General features: G+C 71.3%; 20 protein-coding genes. 9 read left to right on the top strand and 11 right to left on the bottom strand.

Going from position 1 to position 20,119, the window contains the following annotated elements:
• Positions 1 to 100: 100 nt before the first annotated feature.
• The 3 genes from ACQ9ZG_RS16295 to ACQ9ZG_RS16285 all read right to left on the bottom strand — a co-directional run bounded on the left by ACQ9ZG_RS16295 (position 101) and on the right by ACQ9ZG_RS16285 (position 3,530).
• A complete protein-coding gene (locus ACQ9ZG_RS16295) occupies positions 101 to 724 on the bottom strand; it encodes a PadR family transcriptional regulator (protein WP_018489775.1) in 624 nt (207 codons plus the stop codon).
• Positions 725 to 885: 161 nt separating this feature from the next.
• Positions 886 to 1,431: a hypothetical protein gene (locus ACQ9ZG_RS16290; protein WP_499280732.1), complete on the bottom strand. Its 546-nt coding sequence runs from the start codon at positions 1,429 to 1,431 to the stop codon at positions 886 to 888.
• 443 nt (positions 1,432 to 1,874) lie between these two features.
• Positions 1,875 to 3,530, bottom strand: coding sequence for a protein kinase domain-containing protein (locus ACQ9ZG_RS16285; protein WP_084993876.1), 1,656 nt, complete (start codon positions 3,528 to 3,530; stop codon positions 1,875 to 1,877).
• Positions 3,531 to 3,928: 398 nt separating this feature from the next.
• Between ACQ9ZG_RS16285 and ACQ9ZG_RS16280 the strand changes: the two genes are divergently transcribed.
• Positions 3,929 to 5,545, top strand: coding sequence for a protein kinase domain-containing protein (locus tag ACQ9ZG_RS16280; RefSeq protein ID WP_050451209.1), 1,617 nt, complete (start codon positions 3,929 to 3,931; stop codon positions 5,543 to 5,545).
• Between the two features lie 193 nt (positions 5,546 to 5,738).
• Here the strand turns inward: ACQ9ZG_RS16280 and ACQ9ZG_RS16275 are convergent, their stop codons facing one another.
• From ACQ9ZG_RS16275 to ACQ9ZG_RS16265, 3 genes are all read right to left on the bottom strand, one after another.
• Positions 5,739 to 6,779 carry a phosphotransferase gene (locus ACQ9ZG_RS16275; RefSeq protein WP_028415857.1) on the bottom strand — a complete coding sequence of 347 codons (1,041 nt, stop codon included), beginning with the start codon at positions 6,777 to 6,779 and terminating at the stop codon, positions 5,739 to 5,741.
• Between the two features lie 63 nt (positions 6,780 to 6,842).
• On the bottom strand, positions 6,843 to 7,304 hold the full coding sequence (locus tag ACQ9ZG_RS16270) for a pyridoxamine 5'-phosphate oxidase family protein (protein ID WP_018489770.1): 462 nt from the start codon (positions 7,302 to 7,304) through the stop codon (positions 6,843 to 6,845).
• A 120-nt stretch (positions 7,305 to 7,424) separates the two neighbouring features.
• Entirely contained in the window at positions 7,425 to 8,084 is a 660-nt protein-coding gene (locus tag ACQ9ZG_RS16265) for a response regulator (protein WP_109914827.1), read from the bottom strand.
• Between the two features lie 349 nt (positions 8,085 to 8,433).
• Between ACQ9ZG_RS16265 and pdhA the strand changes: the two genes are divergently transcribed.
• From pdhA to ACQ9ZG_RS16250, 3 genes are read left to right on the top strand one after another with little or no spacing between them, the layout of a single operon-like run.
• On the top strand, positions 8,434 to 9,594 hold the full coding sequence (pdhA, locus tag ACQ9ZG_RS16260) for a pyruvate dehydrogenase (acetyl-transferring) E1 component subunit alpha (RefSeq protein WP_028415859.1): 1,161 nt from the start codon (positions 8,434 to 8,436) through the stop codon (positions 9,592 to 9,594).
• 2 nt (positions 9,595 to 9,596) lie between these two features.
• On the top strand, positions 9,597 to 10,577 hold the full coding sequence (locus ACQ9ZG_RS16255) for an alpha-ketoacid dehydrogenase subunit beta (RefSeq protein ID WP_084993880.1): 981 nt from the start codon (positions 9,597 to 9,599) through the stop codon (positions 10,575 to 10,577).
• A gap of 11 nt (positions 10,578 to 10,588) precedes the next feature.
• Positions 10,589 to 12,019, top strand: a complete 1,431-nt coding sequence (locus ACQ9ZG_RS16250) for a dihydrolipoamide acetyltransferase family protein (protein WP_109914828.1) — start codon at positions 10,589 to 10,591, stop codon at positions 12,017 to 12,019.
• A gap of 64 nt (positions 12,020 to 12,083) precedes the next feature.
• Here the strand turns inward: ACQ9ZG_RS16250 and ACQ9ZG_RS16245 are convergent, their stop codons facing one another.
• Positions 12,084 to 12,512, bottom strand: coding sequence for an ATP-binding protein (locus ACQ9ZG_RS16245; RefSeq protein ID WP_109914829.1), 429 nt, complete (start codon positions 12,510 to 12,512; stop codon positions 12,084 to 12,086).
• 212 nt (positions 12,513 to 12,724) lie between these two features.
• Here ACQ9ZG_RS16245 and ACQ9ZG_RS16240 point away from each other — a divergent pair, with 212 nt between their 5' ends.
• A complete protein-coding gene (locus tag ACQ9ZG_RS16240; RefSeq protein WP_109914830.1) occupies positions 12,725 to 13,609 on the top strand; it encodes a DUF5753 domain-containing protein in 885 nt (294 codons plus the stop codon).
• Complete coding sequence (locus tag ACQ9ZG_RS16235) at positions 13,606 to 13,791, top strand: DUF397 domain-containing protein (RefSeq protein ID WP_109914831.1); 186 nt, start codon at positions 13,606 to 13,608, stop codon at positions 13,789 to 13,791. The genes ACQ9ZG_RS16240 and ACQ9ZG_RS16235 overlap by 4 nt, the downstream gene beginning before the upstream one ends.
• Positions 13,792 to 13,882: 91 nt before the next feature.
• Here the strand turns inward: ACQ9ZG_RS16235 and ACQ9ZG_RS16230 are convergent, their stop codons facing one another.
• The 3 genes from ACQ9ZG_RS16230 to ACQ9ZG_RS16220 all read right to left on the bottom strand — a co-directional run bounded on the left by ACQ9ZG_RS16230 (position 13,883) and on the right by ACQ9ZG_RS16220 (position 16,011).
• Positions 13,883 to 14,785 (bottom strand): D-alanyl-D-alanine carboxypeptidase family protein, encoded by a 903-nt coding sequence (locus ACQ9ZG_RS16230; RefSeq protein WP_109914832.1) that lies wholly within the window; start codon positions 14,783 to 14,785, stop codon positions 13,883 to 13,885.
• 134 nt (positions 14,786 to 14,919) lie between these two features.
• Entirely contained in the window at positions 14,920 to 15,672 is a 753-nt protein-coding gene (locus ACQ9ZG_RS16225) for a cation efflux transmembrane domain-containing protein (protein ID WP_499280730.1), read from the bottom strand.
• A gap of 3 nt (positions 15,673 to 15,675) precedes the next feature.
• The gene (locus ACQ9ZG_RS16220) at positions 15,676 to 16,011 is read right to left on the bottom strand and encodes an ArsR/SmtB family transcription factor (protein ID WP_109916472.1); all 336 of its coding nucleotides are present in this window, start codon (positions 16,009 to 16,011) and stop codon (positions 15,676 to 15,678) included.
• Positions 16,012 to 16,161: 150 nt separating this feature from the next.
• On the opposite strand from ACQ9ZG_RS16220, the gene ACQ9ZG_RS16215 reads away from it, so the two are divergent.
• Positions 16,162 to 16,854, top strand: coding sequence for a GntR family transcriptional regulator (locus ACQ9ZG_RS16215; RefSeq protein ID WP_109916473.1), 693 nt, complete (start codon positions 16,162 to 16,164; stop codon positions 16,852 to 16,854).
• A complete protein-coding gene (locus tag ACQ9ZG_RS16210; RefSeq protein ID WP_109916471.1) occupies positions 16,851 to 18,161 on the top strand; it encodes an MFS transporter in 1,311 nt (436 codons plus the stop codon). Before ACQ9ZG_RS16215 ends, ACQ9ZG_RS16210 begins: the two co-directional genes overlap by 4 nt.
• Positions 18,162 to 18,262: 101 nt before the next feature.
• Here the strand turns inward: ACQ9ZG_RS16210 and ACQ9ZG_RS16205 are convergent, their stop codons facing one another.
• Positions 18,263 to 19,087: a maleylpyruvate isomerase family mycothiol-dependent enzyme gene (locus tag ACQ9ZG_RS16205; protein ID WP_018489757.1), complete on the bottom strand. Its 825-nt coding sequence runs from the start codon at positions 19,085 to 19,087 to the stop codon at positions 18,263 to 18,265.
• Positions 19,088 to 19,286: 199 nt separating this feature from the next.
• On the opposite strand from ACQ9ZG_RS16205, the gene ACQ9ZG_RS16200 reads away from it, so the two are divergent.
• Positions 19,287 to 20,081 carry a carbon-nitrogen family hydrolase gene (locus tag ACQ9ZG_RS16200; protein ID WP_028415864.1) on the top strand — a complete coding sequence of 265 codons (795 nt, stop codon included), beginning with the start codon at positions 19,287 to 19,289 and terminating at the stop codon, positions 20,079 to 20,081.
• The last annotated feature ends 38 nt before the right edge of the window (positions 20,082 to 20,119 follow it).

The raw sequence follows: 20,119 nt of genomic DNA, 5'->3' as shown, positions 1-20,119 counted from the left end.
TGCTCAGCGGCCGGAACTCCGCGCGGGCTCGGCGCCGAAACTCGGCGCAGGCTCGGTGCCGGAGCCCCGCGTGGGCTCGGTGCCGGGGCTTCGGACGGCCTCAGCGGCGGGACTTCTGGCGGGCGGTCAGGGCGCGGGCCGGGCCCCGGGCGGCCGCCGGGCCGGGTGCGGCCGGGGGCTCGGTGACGGCGGCCTCGGCGAGGCGGACGAGGCGCGACTCGCAGTGGTCGAGCCAGCGGGCCTCGGCCTCCGCCTGGAAGATCAGCTGCTCCACCACGAGCAGCCAGGCGACCTCGTCCCGGTTCGTCGGGGCGTCGGCCAGGGCCTGGGCCTTGAGCCGGGTGTAGTCCTGCATGGCCTTGAGGGTGTGGTGGCGCTGGGACTGGATGACCTCGCGGATGTCGACCCCCGGGGCCCCCACGGCCATGGCGAGCTTGATGGCCAGCTCGTCGCGGGGCGGGTTGGTGCGGTCCACCGGGGTCCCGAACCAGCTGCGCAGCTCGGCGCGGCCGCCGTCGGTGATCGCGTAGAGGTCGTGCCCGGCCTCGTCGGCCCCGTCCTGCACGACCATGCCGTCGCGCTCCAGGCGGCTGAGGGTCGTATAGACCTGGCCGACGTTGAGGGGCCAGGTGGAGCCGGTGCGCGACTCGAACTCGGTGCGGAGCTGGGAGCCGTAACGAGGGCCCCGTTCCAGGAGGGCCAGCAGCCCGTGGCGGATCGACATACTGAGTATGTATACCGAGTATGTTGGTCCTGGCAAGTCGCCCCGGGCGGCACGGCCACCAGGCCCGGGGCCGTACGGCCACCCGCGTCGGGGCCGTACGGCCACCGATGCCCGCAGGTACGGCCGTGCCTGCCCGGCGGTACGGCCACGGGGTGGAGCGGTCAGTTCACGCGGCGCAGGCGGACGGCGAGGAAGGCGAGCCCGAGCCCGACCAGGGCGATGCCCGTGCCCAGCGAGACCTGTTGGACCTGCCGTACGGCGGCGGCGTCCAGGGCGCGTGCCGCGCGGGCCGCCGGATCGGTGAAGGCGTCGGGCGGCGTGGTGAAGTCATGGAGGCCGACCGGGGCGGTGTCGGGCTCGTCCGCCTCTTCCGCCGCCTCCTGAGCGGGGTCCCGCTCGGCCCGGCTCTCGGCCTGCGCCAGCTCCAGCGGGGTCAGCGAACGCCCGGGGCGGGCCTTTCCGGCCCCGGCCTCGCGCCCGGCCAGTGGCGCGGTCGAGCCCGACACCTCGACGGAGACGGAACGGCCGGGAGAGGGGGAGCCGGCGTCCGCGGGGGCCTCGGCGCCGTCGGCGTACACGGAGTCCGGGGAGAGGCCGTCCCACGGCTCCGCCGCTTCGGAACCCGGCACTCCGGACGGCAGCGGCAGCCCGGAGGGCCGTGCGGAGGGGCCCGTACCCGAGGGAGAGCCCGACACGGACCAGGACACGGACCCCGACGGCGTACCCGACGGGAGGGGCGGGAGAGACGGGAGGGGCGTGGCGGAGGGGCTGGACGTCCCGGGCGTCCCCGACGTCCCGGAGGGCGAGGCCACGGCCGAGGGCCCGTCCGCCACGGCCGACGACGCGTGGGCGGTCCCGCCCGGCGGGCCCAGCGGCCCCCACGGCCCCAGCGCCGCGCCGGCTGCCACCAGCAGACAGACCGCGCACCTCGACGACCACACGGCCGGAAGTCCTGGAGCCATGGGATCAGCGTCACACGGGGTCCCCCATCCGGCATCCCGGACGGGGGAGAAGGAGATAACCGACCGTTACAGGGCGACTGCCGACCCGTAATGAAGATCCGCGGCCCTCACGGTGATCGGAAACGAGCACATCGAAACGAGCACATCGAGCGGCCGGGGCTGCGGCCCGGCGCCCTCTGAGGGCCCCCTCAGGAAGCCCGCCCCGTCGACACCTTCAGCTCGAAGTGGGCGCCGCGCTCGGAGACCGCCGCACCCGAGGACGGGAACTGGCCGACGACCTGGCCCTCCGCGTAGGTGTTGCCCGGCTCCTCGATCTCCTTGATCGTCCAGCCGGCCGCCTCCGCGCAGGCCTTCGCCGACAGGATGTCCTTGTAGACGAAGCTGGGCGCCTGGACCTTCTTCGGGTCGTTGGAGTCCTCCATGGCGTTCGTGCACGCCGTGGTCTTCATCGTCCGGTTGCGCTCCGGCGGCCGGTAGCCCTCGTCCGTGGAGTTCTCGCTGGTGCCGGGGTCGCCGCCCTTGCCCGCCTCGTCGTCCTTGCCGTCGTCCTGCAGGGCGAGCGCGGTGATCAGGCCGCCGACGGCGAGGAGCGCCACGACGATCGCGCCGACGATGACCGGCATGTTCCGCTTGGAGGAGCCGCCTCCGGTGGGCCCGGAGACCGTCTGGTGCTGCGGGTTGATCGTGTACGGCGGCGGGGTCCGGTGGGAGAGCGGGCCCGCCGTCGGGTAGCTCTGGGCCGCCTGCGGGTAGCCGTAGCCCGGCGCGGGCGTCGGGGCCGGCTGGTTGTACGGCCCCGGGTGCTGCTGCTGGTGCTGCGGCGGGTGCGGCTGGTACGGCGTCTGGACGCCCGGCGGGGCCGGGGTGGCCTGGTCGACGGGCGGGAACACGGCCGAGCCGACGCCCGAACCGCTGTTCGCCGGTCCGCCGCCCGCCACGATCATCGGGGCACCGGTCTGGCCGCCCGAGGCGTTGAGCACCCGGGCGATCTCGTCCCGCATGGCCGCGGCGCTCGGGAAGCGCTCGTTCGGGTTCTTCTTGAGGGCGCGGGCCACCAGGGCGTCCACCGCGGGGGTGACCGACCGGTTGATGCTGGAGGGCGCGACCGGCTCCTCCTGCACGTGCGCGTACGCGATGGCGAGCGGGGAGTCCGCGTCGAACGGGATGCGCCCGGTGAGCAGTTGGAAGAGCATGATGCCGACCGAGTACAGGTCGGAGCGGGCGTCCACACCGCGGCCGAGGGCCTGCTCGGGGGAGAGGTACTGCGGGGTGCCGACGACCATGCCGGTCTGCGTCATCGAGGTGACGCCGGACTGCATGGCGCGCGCGATGCCGAAGTCCATGACCTTCACGACGCCGCGCTTGGTCATCATCACGTTGCCGGGCTTGATGTCGCGGTGGACCAGGCCCATCTCGTGGCTGGTCTCCAGCGCGGCCAGCACGTCGGCCGTCACCTTGAGCGCCTTGTCGGCGGGCATCGCCCCGTGCTGCCGGATGTCGGCGGCGAGCACCGAGCCGAGCGGCTGCCCCTCGACGTACTCCATGACGATGTACGGCATCAGCGCGCCGCCGAGCTCGTCCTCGCCGGTGTCGAAGACCGAGACGATGTTGGTGTGCTGGAGCTTGGCGACGGCCTGCGCCTCGCGCCGGAACCGCTCGCGGAACGACTGCTCGCGCCCCAGCTCGGTGTGGAGGGTCTTGATCGCGACCTGGCGGTCCAGGGCGGAGTCGTAGGCCAGGTAGACGGAGGCCATCCCGCCCTCGCCGAGCAGGTCGCGCAGCTGGTAGCGGCCGCCTGCCACCGCTCCGCCCGCATAGCGGCCCCGTGCGCCGTCCTGGCTCATGACTTGCTTCCCCCTCGGCGGCGCGGCCCCGACATCCGGTGGGCCGCACACGCTGCTGTGCCACTGTGCTGCCCACGCATGTTTCTGTAGGACGCGGTCGCGTGTGACCTGGTTCCGTGTTCCGTACGGCGTTCCGTACGACGCGATGACGCGGCCAAGTCTGCCCGAGGGGTCCGACACGTCAAGCCGGGTGCCCGTTCCGTGACCCTCCGCACAAGAAGCGTCTCGGAAGCGTTACAGGAAAGCCCTGGCGGGGCAGTGGGAGGCGCGCCGGGCGGTCGGATGATCGGTCCGGTGCGGAACTTGAGTGTCCGGCGGAGGCTGTAGCGTGACGTGGCAATGCAGCAAGGCATCGTGAGAACCCGCGGACGCGCGGACAGATACGACGGCGAGGACTGATGGCACCCGATTCCGAAGCAAACGGCGGCGGAGTTTCGGATGGCTCCGACGCCTGGGGTGTCGGCGGCGTCGTCGGCGACGGACGCTACCGGATGACCTACCGGCTCGGCCGTGGCGGCATGGCGGAGGTGTACGCGGCGGAGGACGTCCGGCTCGGACGCACGGTCGCGGTCAAACTGCTCCGCTCCGACCTGGCCGAGGACCCGGTCTCCAAGGCCCGCTTCACGCGGGAGGCACAGTCCGTCGCCGGTCTCAACCACCATGCGATCGTCGCCGTGTACGACTCCGGCGAGGACGTCGTGGGCGGCCAGACCGTCCCGTACATCGTGATGGAGCTGGTCGAGGGCCGCACCATCCGCGACCTCCTGCTGACCGCCGAGGCGCCCCCGCCCGAGCAGGCGCTCATCATCGTCTCGGGGGTGCTGGAGGCGCTGGCCTACTCGCACCAGCACGGCATCGTGCACCGGGACATCAAGCCGGCCAACGTCATCATCACGGACTCGGGCGCGGTCAAGGTGATGGACTTCGGCATCGCCCGGGCGCTGCACGGCGCCCAGTCGACGATGACCCAGACCGGCATGGTCATGGGCACGCCGCAGTACCTCTCCCCCGAGCAGGCGCTCGGCAAGGCCGTCGACCACCGCTCCGACCTCTACGCCACCGGCTGCCTGCTCTACGAACTGCTGGCGCTGCGGCCCCCGTTCACCGGTGAGACCCCGCTCTCGGTGGTCTACCAGCACGTCCAGGACATGCCGGTGCCGCCGTCCGCGGTCCTGGACGCGGTGCCGCCGGAGCTGGACGGGCTGGCGATGCGCTCGCTGGCGAAGGACCCGGACGACCGGTTCCAGAGCGCCGAGGAGATGCGCGGGCTGGTCCAGTACAGCCTGCAGATGCTCCAGGTGCAGGGCGGTCACACCGGCACGTGGAACACCGGTCCGGTGGCCCTCCACGAGGGCGGCCAGACCCCGCCGCACGGGACGACCGGCTCGACCCGGGCCATGGGCTACCCGGTCCACGGCGACACCTCGCAGGGCCCGATCCTGCCGCCTCTCAACCCGGACGACGGCGGTTACGACGGCGGCGGTCAGCGGCCCGGCGGCGGGCGCTCGAAGATGTGGCTCTTCGTGCTGCTCGCCCTGGTCGCGATCGGCGCCGGGGTCGCCTTCGCCCTCAACGCGACGAAGGACGACGGCAAGGATAAGGAGCCGGTCAAGCCGTCCAGCTCGGTGAGTTCGACCCAGGAGGAGCCCTCGGACGAGCCGTCCGAGGAGGAGTCCGAGGAGCCCGAGCAGCCGAGCAACTCCTCGGGCGGCCAGACGCAGCCCAACCCGCCGCCGTGGACCCCGGACCCGACGCCGAGCCGGCCGTCGTTCAGCCCGTCCCCGACCCCGTCCGACAACACGGACGGCGGGACGACGGACGGCACCACCAACGAGGGCACCAGCGGCGAACCGAGCGGCGACCCCACGCCCCCGACCACGGACCCGGGCACGTCCGGCAACCCGGGGGGCGGCAACGGCGGCGACCAGGGCGGCTCCGAGGGCGCGAGCACGGGCAGCGCGGGCAGCAGCGGTACGGGGGACCCGGCCGGGCCCGGGGGAGGCGCGACTCCGTAGCGGGCGGTCCGGGCCCCGCGGAGGCACCCCCTCCGCGCCCGCGCCGCACCGACAGAGGCCACGCCCCAGACACCGGTCTCAGGCACCGGCTGTCCCAGGCACCGGCTTTGGACACCGGCGTCAGGGACCGGTCTCAGACACCGGCCCCCGGGAACCGGTCTCACGCCCCGGGGGCTCACCCCGGGGCCCCGCCTCACTCCGTGAACGCCGCGCAGACCGCCTCGTACGCGCGCGTCCACCACACCGCCAGGGCCGACACCGCGGGGAACTGCGGGTCGGCCCTTCGGTCGTCCAGGCGGTAGCGCCAGCGGAGTATCCAGAAGTCGTTGAGCCGCTCCCACCACACCCGGTGCACGGCGGCGGCCAGTTCGGCCGCGTCCGCCCCCGCCGCACGCCGGTACGCGCGGGCGTACGCCCGTACTTTCGGCAGGTCCAGCTCCCCGCCCGGCTGCACGAAGAAGATGGCCGCCGCCCGGACCGCCTCCTCGGCGCGCGGCTGCACCCCCAGCCGGTCCCAGTCCACGATGGCGACCGGATCGGCGCCCCGGTACAGGAGGTTGAGCGGGTGGAAGTCCCCGTGCACCCACCCGGTGGCGGGCCCGGCCGGGGTGGGCGGCCTGCGGTGGGCGTGCTGTTCGAGCAGGGCCCGGCGCTCCACGAGCCGGTGCACGGCCAGTTCGTCGAAGGCGTCGCGCGGGGTGTCCCGGGGCCGCTCCCCCCGGGCTGCGGCCAGCAGTTCGTCGATGAGCGCGAAGGTGTCGGCGGCGTGCGGGCTGCCGTAGCCGGCGGGTAACGGCCCGTCGGGCGACCCGCGTTCGCCGTCCGCGTCCATCACCGGCATGACCTGTTCGAGAGCGGTGTGTACGGCTCCGAGGAGCGTCCCGAGACGCCGGGACTGGTGGGGGGTGAGCTGGGACCCGACCCGGTGCAGCCCGTCGACCCAGGGGTGCAGGGCGTAGCAGCGGTCACCGATCACCGTGACCGTGGTGCCCTCCGCGTCGGTCAACGGCGGGACGACGGGCACCCCGAGGGAGGCCAGGCGCTGGGTGGCGTGGTGCTGGCGCACGATCGTGGCGCGTTCACCGGTGGCGTCGTCGATGTGCTTCTTGTCGAGGTGGTGCTTGAGGAAGTAGGAGCCGCTGGTGGTGGAGACGCGGTATCCGTGGTTCAGCAGGCCCTTGGTGATCGGCTCGCAGGCGAGCGGTTCACCCACGTCCGGATAGCGGCGCAGCACCTCGCCGACCGGAGGAACTGGTGGGCGGGTTACATATGAGCGCGGCACTTACCAAATGGTAGATCACGCAGCGTGGCGGACAAGCGGACTTGCGCCGAAGCCCAGAGTGTGCTCCGTGACGAAGTGCGGATCGACCCGGAGGTAGGCCGGAGCGAAGGGTTCCCCGTTGGCGCGGGCGGGTGCGGTGCCGAAGAGTCCGGCCTGCTCGGGGCCGGGGTGGACGATCTCGGCGGGCCCGGTGAACTGCACGGACCACAGGTCGTCGCCGCCCTCTCCGGCGGGAGCCGCGTTGTAGTTGTCGGCCCCGTAGGTGACGACGCTGCCGTCGCACGCCTCGTGGTAGCCGAAACCGCTGTGCATCCGCAGCAGGATCCGGCCGTCGCACACCACGTGCCGGGCGACCGCCAGGAACGGCAGGGCGCGCATGCTGGTGGCGAGGCGGCCGTACGGGACCCGGCGCAGCAGCTCGATCGCGTCGGCGGCCTGCGGGGGCGGTCCCGGCGCGCGGTGTTCATCGGAGGGCATACGGACCACTCTGCGCCAGGTGTAGGGGCCGGGTAAGAGTCCCCGGCCCCGGGTGGCCCGGGACCAAAGTCCCTCACCGGCCCCCGGGTCCTTCCCCCGGCGTCCCTCGGCGCGGCCGGTTCAGCGGCGCTCGGCCTGGAGCCGGGCGACGTACGCGGCGGCCTGCGAGCGGCGCTCCATGCCCAGCTTCGACAGCAGGCTGGAGACGTAGTTCTTGATGGTCTTCTCGGCGAGGTGCAGCCTCTCCCCGATCACCCGGTTGGTCAGCCCCTCCCCGATCAGGTCCAGGATCTTGCGCTCCTGCTCCGTCAGCCCGGCGAGTCTGTCGTCACCCCGGCCGTTCCCGCCGTCGCGCAGCCGCTCCAGCACCCGGGCGGTGGCCACGGGATCCAGCAGGGATTTCCCGGCGGCGACATCCCGTACGGCATTGAGGAGTTCATTCCCGCGGATCGCCTTGAGCACATAACCCGACGCACCGGCCATGATCGCGTCGAAAAGGGCCTCGTCATCGGCGTACGAGGTGAGCATCAGGCACTTGATGTTCTCGTCCAGCGAACGGACCTCGCGGCACACCTCCACACCGCTGCCGTCGGGCAGCCGCACGTCGAGCACCGCCACATCGGGACGCGTCGCCGGAATCCTGACCAGGGCGTCCGCGGCCGTGCCCGCCTCGCCGACCACCTCGATGTCCGGTTCGGAGGCGAGCAGCTCATGGACACCGCGCCGGACGACCTCATGATCGTCGAGCAGAAATACCGTGATTTTTCCATCTTCGCGCACGATCGCAGTCTCACATACTCGCCACTGCTCCGCTCTTCCCAGCCGCTGATCCGCGGGATAACGTGCCGTTGTTCCGGCGGCCTGCAAGGCTGTTCCCAGTGCTGTGACCAGCAGAGCTTCGCGATTTTTTCGATTTACTTGGAAATCCAAGCAAAATCGCAGGTCAGATAGGGTTTCGCAGTTATGCGATGCACTGGGTAACGTGCCTATGACAGGGCGCTCGCCGGGGCACCTGTCACGCCTGTATCCCGGCCGAGAAGCACCCACCCCGTGCACGGGTCCGGACACAGGCGAGCCGCACTGGTCTCCCGGCAGACCCCGGGGGCCGGACCGACGGAGGAGCACGCACGTGACCGTGGAGAGCACTGCCGCCGCGCGTAAACCGCGACGCGCCAGCAAGCGGACCAGCGCCGCGAAGAAGCCGCAGAGTTCCGAGCCCCAGCTCGTGCAGCTGCTGACGCCCGAGGGCGAGCGCGTCGAGCACCCGGACTACAGCATCGACCTGAGCGCCGAGGAGCTGCGCGCGCTCTACCGCGACATGGTGCTCACCCGCCGCTTCGACGCCGAGGCGACCGCCCTCCAGCGCCAGGGCGAGCTGGGCCTGTGGGCCTCGCTGCTGGGCCAGGAGGCCGCGCAGATCGGCAGCGGCCGGGCGCTGCGCGACGACGACTACGTCTTCCCCACCTACCGCGAACACGGTGTGGCCTGGTGCCGCGGGGTCGACCCCACCAACCTGCTGGGCATGTTCCGCGGGGTGAACCACGGTGGCTGGGACCCGACGACCAACAACTTCCACCTGTACACGATCGTCATCGGCTCGCAGACCCTGCACGCCACCGGCTACGCCATGGGCGTCGCCAAGGACGGCGCCGACTCGGCCGTGATCGCGTACTTCGGTGACGGTGCCTCCAGCCAGGGCGACGTCGCGGAGTCGTTCACCTTCTCCGCCGTCTACAACGCCCCGGTCGTCTTCTTCTGCCAGAACAACCAGTGGGCCATCTCCGAGCCCACCGAGCGCCAGACGCGCGTGCCGCTCTACCAGCGCGCGCAGGGGTACGGCTTCCCCGGCGTCCGCGTCGACGGCAACGACGTCCTGGCCTGTCTGGCCGTGACCCGCTCCGCGCTGGAGCGCGCCCGCCGCGGTGAGGGCCCGACCCTGGTCGAGGCGTTCACGTACCGCATGGGCGCCCACACCACCTCCGACGACCCGACCAAGTACCGCGCCGACGACGAGCGCGCCGCCTGGGAGGCCAAGGACCCGATCCTGCGCCTGCGCACGTACCTGGAGAAGGAGAAGCTCGCCGACGAGGCGTTCTTCACCGAGCTGGAGGCGGAGAGCGAGACCCTCGGCAAGCGCGTACGCGAGGTGGTGCGGGCGATGCCCGACCCGGAGCCGATGTCCCTGTTCGAGCACGGCTACGCCGACGGCAACTCCCTCGTCGACGAGGAGCGTGCCCAGTTCGCCGCCTACCAGGCATCGTTCGCAGACTCCGCCGAGGAGGGCAAGTAGCCATGGCCGTGGAGAAGATGTCCATCGCGAAAGCGCTCAACGAGTCGCTGCGCCGCGCTCTCGACACCGACCCCAAGGTCCTCATCATGGGTGAGGACGTCGGAAAGCTCGGCGGTGTCTTCCGGATCACCGACGGCCTCCAGAAGGACTTCGGCGAGGACCGGGTGATCGACACCCCGCTCGCGGAGTCCGGCATCGTCGGCACCGCGATCGGCCTGGCCCTGCGCGGCTACCGCCCCATCGTCGAGATCCAGTTCGACGGTTTCGTCTTTCCCGCGTACGACCAGATCGTCACGCAGCTCGCCAAGATGCACGCCCGCGCGCTCGGCAAGATCAAGCTGCCGGTCGTCGTCCGCATCCCGTACGGCGGTGGCATCGGCGCGGTCGAGCACCACTCCGAGTCCCCCGAGGCGCTCTTCGCCCACGTGGCGGGCCTCAAGGTCGTCTCGCCGTCCAACGCGAGCGACGCCTACTGGATGATGCAGCAGGCCGTCCAGAGCGACGACCCGGTCATCTTCTTCGAGCCCAAGCGGCGCTACTGGGACAAGAGCGAGGTCGACACCGACGCCATCCCGGGCCCGCTGCACAAGGCCGTCACCGTCCGCGAGGGCAGCGACCTGACGCTCGTCGCGTACGGCCCGATGGTCAAGGTCTGCCTGGAGGCGGCCGCGGCCGCGCAGGAGGAGGGCAAGTCGATCGAGGTCCTGGACCTGCGCTCGATGTCCCCGATCGACTTCGACACCATCCAGGCCTCGGTCGAGAAGACCGGCCGGCTCGTGGTCGTCCACGAGGCGCCCGTCTTCTACGGCTCCGGCGCGGAGATCGCCGCCCGGATCACCGAGCGCAGCTTCTACCACCTGGAGGCCCCCGTCCTGCGGGTCGGCGGCTACCACGCGCCCTACCCGCCGGCGCGGCTGGAGGAGGAGTACCTGCCGGGTCTGGACCGGGTGCTCGACGCCGTCGACCGCTCGCTGGCGTACTGAGGGAAGGGGACGTGACGACGATGACCCAGACGTCCGCTCGCTTCCGCGAGTTCAAGATGCCCGACGTGGGCGAGGGCCTCACCGAGGCCGAGATCCTCAAGTGGTTCGTCCAGCCCGGTGACACGGTCACCGACGGCCAGGTCGTGTGCGAGGTCGAGACGGCGAAGGCGGCGGTGGAGCTGCCGATCCCGTTCGACGGCGTGGTGCACGAGCTGCGGTTCGGTGAGGGTACGACGGTCGACGTCGGCCAGGTGATCATCACGGTGGACGTGGCGCCGGGGAGCGCGGAGGAGGCCCCTCCGGCCCCTGCCGTACAGGAGCCGGTGGAGGCACCCGCTCCCGCCGCTCCTGCCTCCGACGAACCGAAGGGCCGTACGCCGGTCCTGGTCGGTTACGGGGTGGCGGAGTCCTCCACCAAGCGCCGCCCGCGCAAGGGGGCCGCCCCCGAGGCGGCTGCCGTGGCGGCGGCGGTCCAGGCGGAGCTGAACGGCCACGGGGCGCCCGCCGCTCCCGAGCCCGAGGTACCGGTGACCCGCCCGCTGGCCAAGCCGCCGGTACGGAAGCTGGCGAAGGACCTGGGCGTGGACCTGGCGAGCGTGGTGCCGACCGGCAAGGACGGCATCATCACCCGCGAGGACGTGCACGCGGCGGCGGCCCCGGCCCAGGCGGCCGCTCCGGCTCCGGTTCCCGCCGCCGAGCCGGTGACGGTTGCTGTGGACAAGGCGGAGGCCACGGTCTCCGCCCGCGAGACCCGCATCCCCATCAAGGGGGTCCGCAAGGCGATCGCGCAGGCGATGGTGGGCAGCGCGTTCACCGCGCCGCACGTCACGGAGTTCGTGACGGTCGACGTGACGCGCACGATGAAGCTCGTGGCGGAGCTGAAGGAGGACAAGGACATGGCGGGGGTGCGGGTCAACCCGCTCCTGGTCATCGCCAAGGCCCTCCTGGTCGCCATCAAGCGGAACCCCGGGGTCAACGCGGCCTGGGACGAGGCCAACCAGGAGATCGTGCAGAAGCACTACGTCAACCTGGGCATCGCGGCCGCCACCCCGCGCGGTCTGATCGTGCCGAACATCAAGGACGCGCACGACAAGACGCTGCCGCAGCTCGCCGAGGCGCTGGGCGAGCTGGTCGCCACGGCCCGGGACGGCAAGACCTCCCCGGCGGCGATGGCGGGCGGCACGGTGACCATCACCAACGTCGGCGTCTTCGGCGTCGACACCGGCACCCCGATCCTGAACCCGGGCGAGTCCGCGATCCTGGCGGTCGGCGCGATCAAGCTCCAGCCGTGGGTCCACAAGGGCAAGGTGAAGCCGCGTCAGGTCACCACGCTGGCCCTCTCCTTCGACCACCGCCTGGTCGACGGCGAGCTGGGCTCCAAGGTGCTGGCCGATGTGGCGGCCATCCTGGAACAGCCGAAGCGCCTGATCACCTGGGCGTAGCAGTACGTGTGGTGGGCCCGTACGTTGTCCTGACGTACGGGCCCACCGCCATGTCCGGCCCCGGTCACCGTACGGACAGCTCGGCGAACACGGTCTTCCCGACGTCACGCTGCTCGACGCCCCACCGGTCCGCGAGCTGAGCCACGATCAGGAGCCCGCGCCCGAAGCACTCGTCGTCCCCGGGCCGGCCGAGCTGGGGCAACCGCTCCCCCCGCGGATCACTGACGGCCACCCGCAGCACGAACTCGGTGAGCGTCAGATGCACCCGGAAGAGCCGCCCCCGGACCGCCCCGTGCATCACGGAGTTGGTGGCCAACTCGCTGACGACGAGCGCCACGTCCCCGGCCATCAGCGGATGCCCCCACTGCAGCACGAGCCGGGCCGCCCGATGCCGACTGAGCGAGACGCTGCGGGCGGTGGGCGTGTAGTCGACCTGGTCCTCACGGAGGACGGGTTCGGGGGCGGGGGTGGGGATCTCCTTGGCTGCGGTCATGGTCGCGTGCCTCCGGGTGGGGTGGGCGGTGGCTCTGCCGCGCCTGCGCCTGGGCAGGGCGGTGCGCTTCCGCCGTGACGGCTCCGCTGTGCGAGCGGCGGTGCGCTGAACGTAGCGACCGCACAGGATGCGGTGCAAGTGAAACGGGGACACTTGTCCCCATCGGGTGACGGTGGTCGACGCTTCGCCCTTGAAAGCGGGACACTGGGCCCGTGAATCGAGCAACTCCGCAAGGCAACAGGACTTCAACTGTCCTGGGCCGCAGGCTTGGTAGTGAGCTGCTGCGTCTGCGGGACGCGGCTGGAAAGACGCAGCAACAGGCTGCCCAGGCCATCAGCGCGACCAACTCGAAGATCGTGAAGATGGAGCGGGGATGGGTTCCTATGAGGGACCCGGACATTCGAACCCTCTGCGATTTCTACGGTCAGGACGACCCGGATCGGGTTGGCCACCTGCTGGAAGTGGCCCGGGTGGACCGGGAGCGCCGCAAGGCGAAGGGCTGGTGGGTCTCCTCGCTCACGCAGGGGAGCCTGCGCGAGTACATCGCCATGGAGGATGTAGCCCTGCGGGTGCGGATCTGGCAGCTGGCCCTGATTCCAGGCCTGTTCCAGACGCCCGACTACATGCGGGCCCTGTCGGTTGCCGCGGTGTCACCCGACCGGATCTCCGAGATCGAGAGGATCGTGGGCGTGCGGCTGCAGCGCCAACAGCGCTTGTACGGAGACGAGCCTCTGCGGATCCATGCCGTGATCTGGGAAGCGGCGTTGCGTCAGATGATCGGCGGCCCGCAGGTCATGCGGCAGCAGCTTCAGCATCTGCGGGAGCTGGCGGAGCAGCCCAACATCGACGTGCAGGTCCTGCCGTTTGAGGCGGGAGTGCACTCGTGCGGCGGCGGGCCGTTCAATATCCTCTCGTTCGCCGACTCGGGCGCGCTCGACGTGGTGCACATGGATGGCCTGCGCTCCACCAACTGGGTTGAGGGCGCTGAAGAGAGCGCGGCCTACAATGATCTGTTCGCGCAAATCTGCGGCACGAGCCTGTCGCCGTACGCCTCATTGCGGTTCATGGAAAGCGTCGCCAAGGGGATGGAAAAGTGAGCGAGTTCCGCTTCAAGAAGTCCAGCTACAGCGAGCCGAACGGTGAGTGCGTGGAAGTCGCCCGCAACATCCCCCGTACCGTCGCCGTCCGCGACTCAACGCGCCCAGGCGGCCCCGTCGTCACCCTCGCGCCCGCCGCCTGGGGCGCCTTCACGGCCGACCTGCGTCGGCGGCAGCCGTAGGCCCGTACGTACGCCGTCACGTAAACGGCGAAGGGGCCCGGCCCGCACACACCGTGCGGGCCGGGCCCCTTGCTCGTTGCGGGCGGACCGGCTACCGCTTGAAGCCGTAGTCCATCAGCTTCTTCGCGTCGGCGGTGCGGGTCGACTCGTTGGTCGACGTGAGCACGGTGCCGATGACCGTCTTGCCGTTGCGCGTGGCGGCGAAGACCAGGCAGTACTTGGCGGTCGGGCCGGAGCCCGTCTTCACGCCGATGGCGCCGCTGTAGCTGCTGAGCATCTTGTTGGTGTTGGCCCACGACATGACGCGCTTGCCACCGTTCTTCATGGTGACCGTCTGCTTCGTGGACTTGGTCTTGACGACCGTGCGGAACGTGGAGTTCTTCATCGCCTCGCGGGCGATGATCGTCAGGTCGCGGGGGGTCGAGTAGTTCTTCCCACCCCCTATGCCGTCGAACGAGTCGAAGTTGGTGTTCTTCAGCTTGAGGCTCTTCGCCGTGGAGTTCATCTGGCCGATGAACGACTTCACGCGGGCGTCACGGGTCTTGCCGGTGCCGAACTTGTCGGCCAGGGCGTACGCCGCGTCGCAGCCGGAGGGGAGCATCAGGCCGTAGAGGAGCTGGCCGACGGTGACCTTGTCGCCGACGATGAGCCGGGCGGAGGAGGCGTTCTTCGAGACGATGTAGTCGCTGTACGCCTTCTGGATCGTGACCTGGGACTTCAGGTTCACGTTCTTCTGCTTGAGCACCACGAGGGCGGTCATGATCTTCGTGGTGGAGCCGGTGGAGCGGCGGGTGTCCGCGGTCTTGCTGTAGAGCGCCTTTCCGGTGCCGCTGTTCATCACGAAGCCGCCCTTGGCGACGATCGACGGAGCCGGCGGCGCCGTGGCTGCCTGGGCCGCCGAGGCGAAGGCACCGCTCGCCAGCACCGCGCCCGCGGTGAGGACCACGGTGCTCGTGATGGTCACGCGATTGATGCGCTTGATCCCGATTTTCAACTGAACGCTCCAAATGCCCCTGATATGCGGCCACATAAGGGTGCCGCTCGATGATGAGACTTCTGGGACGGGGGAAAGGATGCGGTTCCTGACGGGTGAATTTGCGCGGACTTGACCTCGGCCCCGGGCCCCGGTCAGCGCCTACCCGCATCCGCAGGGGCGCAACAGGCGCAGCCGGGTCGGCAGCCGCACGCGTCCGGGGCGGGGCCGGAGGGCTCCGCGAGGGGCGCGGCGTCGGCCGCGATCGGGGGTGAAGGCGCGCAGCAGCCCTTGCCCCGCCAGGCGTCACGGCCCTCCTTGGTGGCGATCACGGCGATGACGAGGGCGGCGACGGGGTCGGCCCAGGACCAGCCGAGCGTGGCGTTGAGGAGGAGGCCGCCGAGGAGGACGGCGGAGAGGTACGTGCACAGCAGGGTCTGCCGGGAGTCCGCGACGGCCGAGGCGGAGCCGAGTTCGCGGCCGGCCCGGCGCTGAGCGGCCGACAGAAAGGGCATGATCGCGAGCGAAAGGGCCGCGATCACGATGCCGGTGACGGACCGTTCGGCCTCTCCGTCGCCCGTCAGGGCCCGTACCGCGTCGACGGAGACGTACAGGGCGAGCGCGAAGAACGAGAAGGCGATGATCCGCAGGGCGGCCCTCTCCCGGGCCTCGCGCACCGCGTGGTCGCGGGCGGAGAACTGCCAGGCGACGGCGGTGGCGGAGGAGACCTCGATGACGGAGTCCAGGCCGAACCCGACCAGCGCGCTGGAGGAGGCGATCGTTCCGGCGGTGAGGGCGATGACCGCCTCGATGACGTTGTACGCGATCGTCGCCGCGACCAGCAGCCGTATCCGGCGGGCGAGCGCTTCACGGCGGGCCGGGGAGGGGCCGAGGGAGAGTGAGGTCATGGCTCAGCAGCACCCGTCCGTCCCGGCATCCGGGCAGGTCCGGTCGGTCTCGACGGCCACCACGGCGGCGCGCAGGTGGTCCAGGGCCGCACCGAGCCGTTCGTCGGCCAGTTCGTAGCGGGTCCGGCGGCCGTCCGGCACGGTCACGACCAGGCCGCAGTCGCGCAGGCAGGCCAGGTGGTTGGAGAGCCGGGAGCGCGAGATGCCCAGGGCGTCGGCGAGGTCGGAGGGGTACGCGGGGGCCGCGCGGAGTGCGAGCAGCAGGCGGCAGCGGATCGGGTCGGCGAGCGCACGGCCGAACCGCGCGAGCACGTCGATGTCGGGAGCGACGGTCAGCATGCGCTTGACAGTACAGCTGATCCTGAATTCAGGGAAGTGTGAACTGTCCACTCTCCGGCTCGTCGGGCGTCGGCTCGTCCGGGAGCCGGCCCGTGGTCCAGGATCCGGACGCCGCTCCTCATGCGTGCATGTTGTATCTATGCTGTGCGCATGCCTGCCGCACCCTCCGCCGCCCCCGCACAGCCGCCGACCACCACCTCCTCCCTCAAGCAGCCGCCCGCCGCCGAGCGGGTCTACACGCATGTCAAGGACGCCGTCCTGGACCGTCGTTACGAGGGCGGGACGCTGCTCACCGAAGGCGGGCTCGCGGACGCGGTGGGGGTGTCGCGTACGCCGGTGAGAGAGGCGCTGCTGCGGCTGGAGGTCGAGGGGCTGATCAAGCTCTACCCGAAGAAGGGCGCCCTCGTCCTCGCCGTCTCCGCGCAGGAGATCAAGGACGTGGTGGAGACCCGGCTGCTGGTGGAGGAGTTCGCGGCGCGCAAGGCCGTGCCCGCCTCGCCCCGGCTGATCGCGCGGCTGGAACAGCTCCTGGAGGAGCAGCGGGAGCTGGCGGAGGCCGGGGACCTGGCGGCGGTGGCCGTCAAAGACCGGTGTTTCCACGCGGAGATCGTCAAGTACGCGGGGAACGAGATCCTCTCGCGCCTCTACGACCAGCTGCGCGACCGTCAGCTGCGGATGGGGGTCGCGGTGATGGAGGCCCATCCCGGGCGGATCGAGGCCAACATCACCGAGCACGCCGAGCTGCTGGAGGCGATCCGGGGCGGGAACCCCGAGGAGGCCGCGCAGGTCGTGCGGCGCCATGTCGGGCGCGTGCGGGAGCTGGTCAGGGGTGAGGACCGGTGAGTTCAGGGGCCGCGCCCACCCTCCCGCTGCCCGGTGACCCGCCCGGGGGCCGGCGTGCCGCCTGGGTCTGGGGCATCGGCGTCGCCGTCTACTTCGTCGCCATCATCTTCCGTACGAGCCTGGGGGTCGCCGGACTCGACGCCGCCGACCGGTTCGACGTCAACGCCTCCGCCCTCTCCACCTTCTCCATCCTCCAGCTCCTCGTCTACGCGGGGATGCAGATACCCGTGGGGCTGATGGTCGACCGGCTCGGCACCAAGCGGGTCCTCACCATCGGGGTCGTCCTGTTCACGGTCGGCCAGCTCGGCTTCGCGCTCTCACCGTCGTACGGGATGGCGCTCGCCGCTCGTGCCCTGCTCGGCTGCGGCGACGCGATGACGTTCATCAGCGTGCTGCGGCTCGGCAGCCGCTGGTTCCCCGCCCGGCGCGGGCCGCTGATCGGCCAGGTCGCCGCCCTCTTCGGGATGGCGGGCAACCTCGTCTCGACCCTCTTCATCGCCCGGGCCCTGCACAGCTTCGGCTGGACCACCACCTTCGTCGGGAGCTCGCTGGCCGGTGTGGTCGTGCTGGTGCTGCTCCTGCTCTTCCTGAAGGACCACCCCGAGGGCCACGAGCCGCCACCGGCCGAGCACGCCGGAGCCACGTACGTGCGCAAGCAGATCGCCGCCGCCTGGCGGGAGCCGGGGACGCGGCTCGGGATGTGGGTGCACTTCACCACCCAGTTCCCGGCGATGCTGTTCCTGCTGCTCTGGGGGATGCCGTTCCTGGTCGAGGCGCAGGGGCTGAGCCGGGGGACGGCGGGCACGCTGCTCACCCTGGTGGTGCTCTCCAACATGGTGGTGGGGCTCGTCTACGGGCAGGTCATCGCCCGCCACCACGAGGCACGGGCCCCCATCGCCCTGGGCACGATCGGGACGACCGCCCTCCTCTGGGGCTGCGCGATCTTCTACCCGGCCGCCCACACCCCCGTGTGGCTGCTGACGGTCCTCTGCCTGGTGCTGGGCGCCTGCGGCCCCGCCTCGATGGTCGGCTTCGACTTCGCCCGGCCGGCCAACCCGCCGGAGCGTCAGGGCACCGCGTCGGGGATCGTCAACATGGGCGGGTTCACCGCCTCCATGACAACGCTGTTCGCCGTGGGGGTGCTGCTGGACACCACGGGCGGCAACTACCGGGCCGCCTTCGCCTCGGTCTTCGTCCTCCAGGCGCTCGGCGTCGCCCAGATCCTGCGGCTGCGCCGCCGTGCGGCCCTCCGGGAGCGCGACCACCATGTGGTGAGCCGCGTGGAGGCCGTGCACGTACCCGCGTAGGCGCTCGCGGTACGTGTCCTGCGTGCCGCCGCCGTCCGTGTACGGCGGCGCGCCCGCCCGTGAACTCCGGGGCGGGCGCCGCCGATGAGGGGCTTACGGACTTACGGGGTCACGGCGAAGTGGTCCAGGATCGCCGTGGCCAGCTCCTGGTCGCCCTCGGCCTTGATCCGGTCGGCCACGGCCGTGTGACGGACCCGGCCGCAGGCGAGCCGTACGTACGTCTCCCAGTCCATGGACAGCGTCACCGCCGGGCCCAGCGAGGGCGAGCCGTCGACCGAACCGCGGCCCTCCGCGTCGACCCGGACCGTCCGCAGGAACTCCACCGGGCCGTGCACGTCCAGCACCACCGCCGAGTTGGCCGGGGCGCCCGCGTCCTTGGCGACCACCTTCGGCAGCGCGGCGAGCAGCGCGTCCCGGGTGATGAGCGCACCGGGGGAGTCCAGGTTGCCCGGCTGCCCGAGCGCCGCCCGCAGGTCCTGCTCATGCACCCAGAGGTCGAAGGCCCGCATGTGGTAGGCCACTTCGAGGGTCTGCTCGGCACCCAGCGGCGCGCGCACCGTCGTCTCGGGGGCGCGCGACTCGTTGCGGAGGTGCCGGGCACGGCGGATGAGGACGTACTCCAGCTCGGACGTCATCTCCGGGGCGGTGTGGTGGCGCCGGACGTCCACCTGCATCTCCATGTAGCGCGCGAAGTCGCTCTGTACGTGGTAGAGGTCGCGCGGCAGCGTGTGGATGGGACGGGGGTCCCCGAGCATCTCGCACTCCATGCCGATGACGTGCGACACGATGTCCCGCACCGACCACCAGGGGCACGGCGTACGGCGGTTCCACTCCGCCTCCGCGAGCGGCTTGACCAGGTCGGATATCGCTTCGATGGAGTGGGTCGCGGCGTCGGTGTAGTTCTGGAGGCTGGGATGGAGCGTCACGGGACCCCTCGGCGGTTCTCGGTGCATGGGCTGGCGAGCAGGGAGTGCTGTCACGGGCGGGCGGGCACTGACGGCGCTGTCGGCGAGCTGCGTGGGAGGTTCGGTGGCTAAGTTACGCTGCGAGCAGGCACCCCGGCAGTGCTTTCGTGTGACGATCGTAGGCCCGTGTTGACGGCTCGAATGCCAGGACGGTGGTAGTGTGCGCGCCTCCCTCATCCAGATCGCAGTAGACCCGGACGAATCCGTCGAGGCCCGGCGGGAGCGAGCGGCCTCCCTGGTCCTCGCGCAGCGCGGCGCCGACCTGGTGGTCCTGCCCGAGCTGTGGCCGGTCGGGGCGTTCGCCTACACCGTCTTCGAGCAGGAGGCGGAGCCGCTCCAGGGCCCCACCCACGAGGTGATGGCGAAGGCGGCGGCCGAGGCCGGGGTCTGGCTGCACGCGGGCTCGTTCGTCGAGCGCGCGCCGGACGGCACCCTCTACAACACCACGCTGGTCTTCGCCCCGGACGGTGAGCGCTCGGCGGTCTACCGCAAGATCCATCGCTTCGGCTTCGACAAGGGCGAGGCGGTGATGATGGGCGCCGGCGAGGAGCTGGTGACCGTCGCCCTGCCGCAGACCACCCTGGGCCTGGCCACCTGCTACGACCTCCGCTTCCCGGAGCAGTTCCGCGGCCTCGTCGACGCGGGGGCCGAGACGTTCGTCGTGGCGGCGGGATGGCCCGAGCGCCGCCGCGCCCACTGGACGCTCCTCGCCCAGGCCCGGGCCGTCGAGAACCAGGCGTACGTCCTCGCCCTCAGCACGGCGGGCAGTCACGCGGGCGTCCCGCAGGCCGGGCACAGCATCGTCGTCGACCCGTGGGGCGAGGTGCTGGCCCGGGCGGGGGCGGACGAGGAGGTACTCACCGTGGAGTTCGACCCGGCGAAGGCGGGCGTGACGCGGGAGGAGTTCCCGGCGCTCAAGGACCGCCGCCTGGGGCTCGCACCGCCGCCGCGCTGAGCATGCCGCCCGGACACCGTGTTTCACGTGAAACCGGC

The sequence above is a fragment of the Streptomyces araujoniae genome, assembly GCF_050871195.1.
GTDB classification, from domain to species: Bacteria; Actinomycetota; Actinomycetes; order Streptomycetales; family Streptomycetaceae; genus Streptomyces; species Streptomyces bacillaris.
The sequence above is the reverse complement of the archived record's forward strand: the minus strand, read 5'-3'. Positions and strand labels throughout refer to the sequence as shown.

Bases quoted from the DNA above. Each gene is read 5' to 3' on its own strand.
- ACQ9ZG_RS16295 (WP_018489775.1), bottom strand. From the start codon at position 724: ATGTCGATCCGCCACGGGCTGCTGGCCCTCCTGGAACGGGGCCCTCGT.
- ACQ9ZG_RS16285 (WP_084993876.1), bottom strand. From the start codon at position 3,530: ATGAGCCAGGACGGCGCACGGGGCCGCTATGCGGGCGGAGCGGTGGCA.
- ACQ9ZG_RS16280 (WP_050451209.1), top strand. From the start codon at position 3,929: ATGGCACCCGATTCCGAAGCAAACGGCGGCGGAGTTTCGGATGGCTCC.
- ACQ9ZG_RS16270 (WP_018489770.1), bottom strand. From the start codon at position 7,304: ATGCCCTCCGATGAACACCGCGCGCCGGGACCGCCCCCGCAGGCCGCC.
- ACQ9ZG_RS16255 (WP_084993880.1), top strand. From the start codon at position 9,597: ATGGCCGTGGAGAAGATGTCCATCGCGAAAGCGCTCAACGAGTCGCTG.
- ACQ9ZG_RS16245 (WP_109914829.1), bottom strand. From the start codon at position 12,512: ATGACCGCAGCCAAGGAGATCCCCACCCCCGCCCCCGAACCCGTCCTC.
- ACQ9ZG_RS16225 (WP_499280730.1), bottom strand. From the start codon at position 15,672: ATGACCTCACTCTCCCTCGGCCCCTCCCCGGCCCGCCGTGAAGCGCTC.
- ACQ9ZG_RS16220 (WP_109916472.1), bottom strand. From the start codon at position 16,011: ATGCTGACCGTCGCTCCCGACATCGACGTGCTCGCGCGGTTCGGCCGT.
- ACQ9ZG_RS16215 (WP_109916473.1), top strand. From the start codon at position 16,162: ATGCCTGCCGCACCCTCCGCCGCCCCCGCACAGCCGCCGACCACCACC.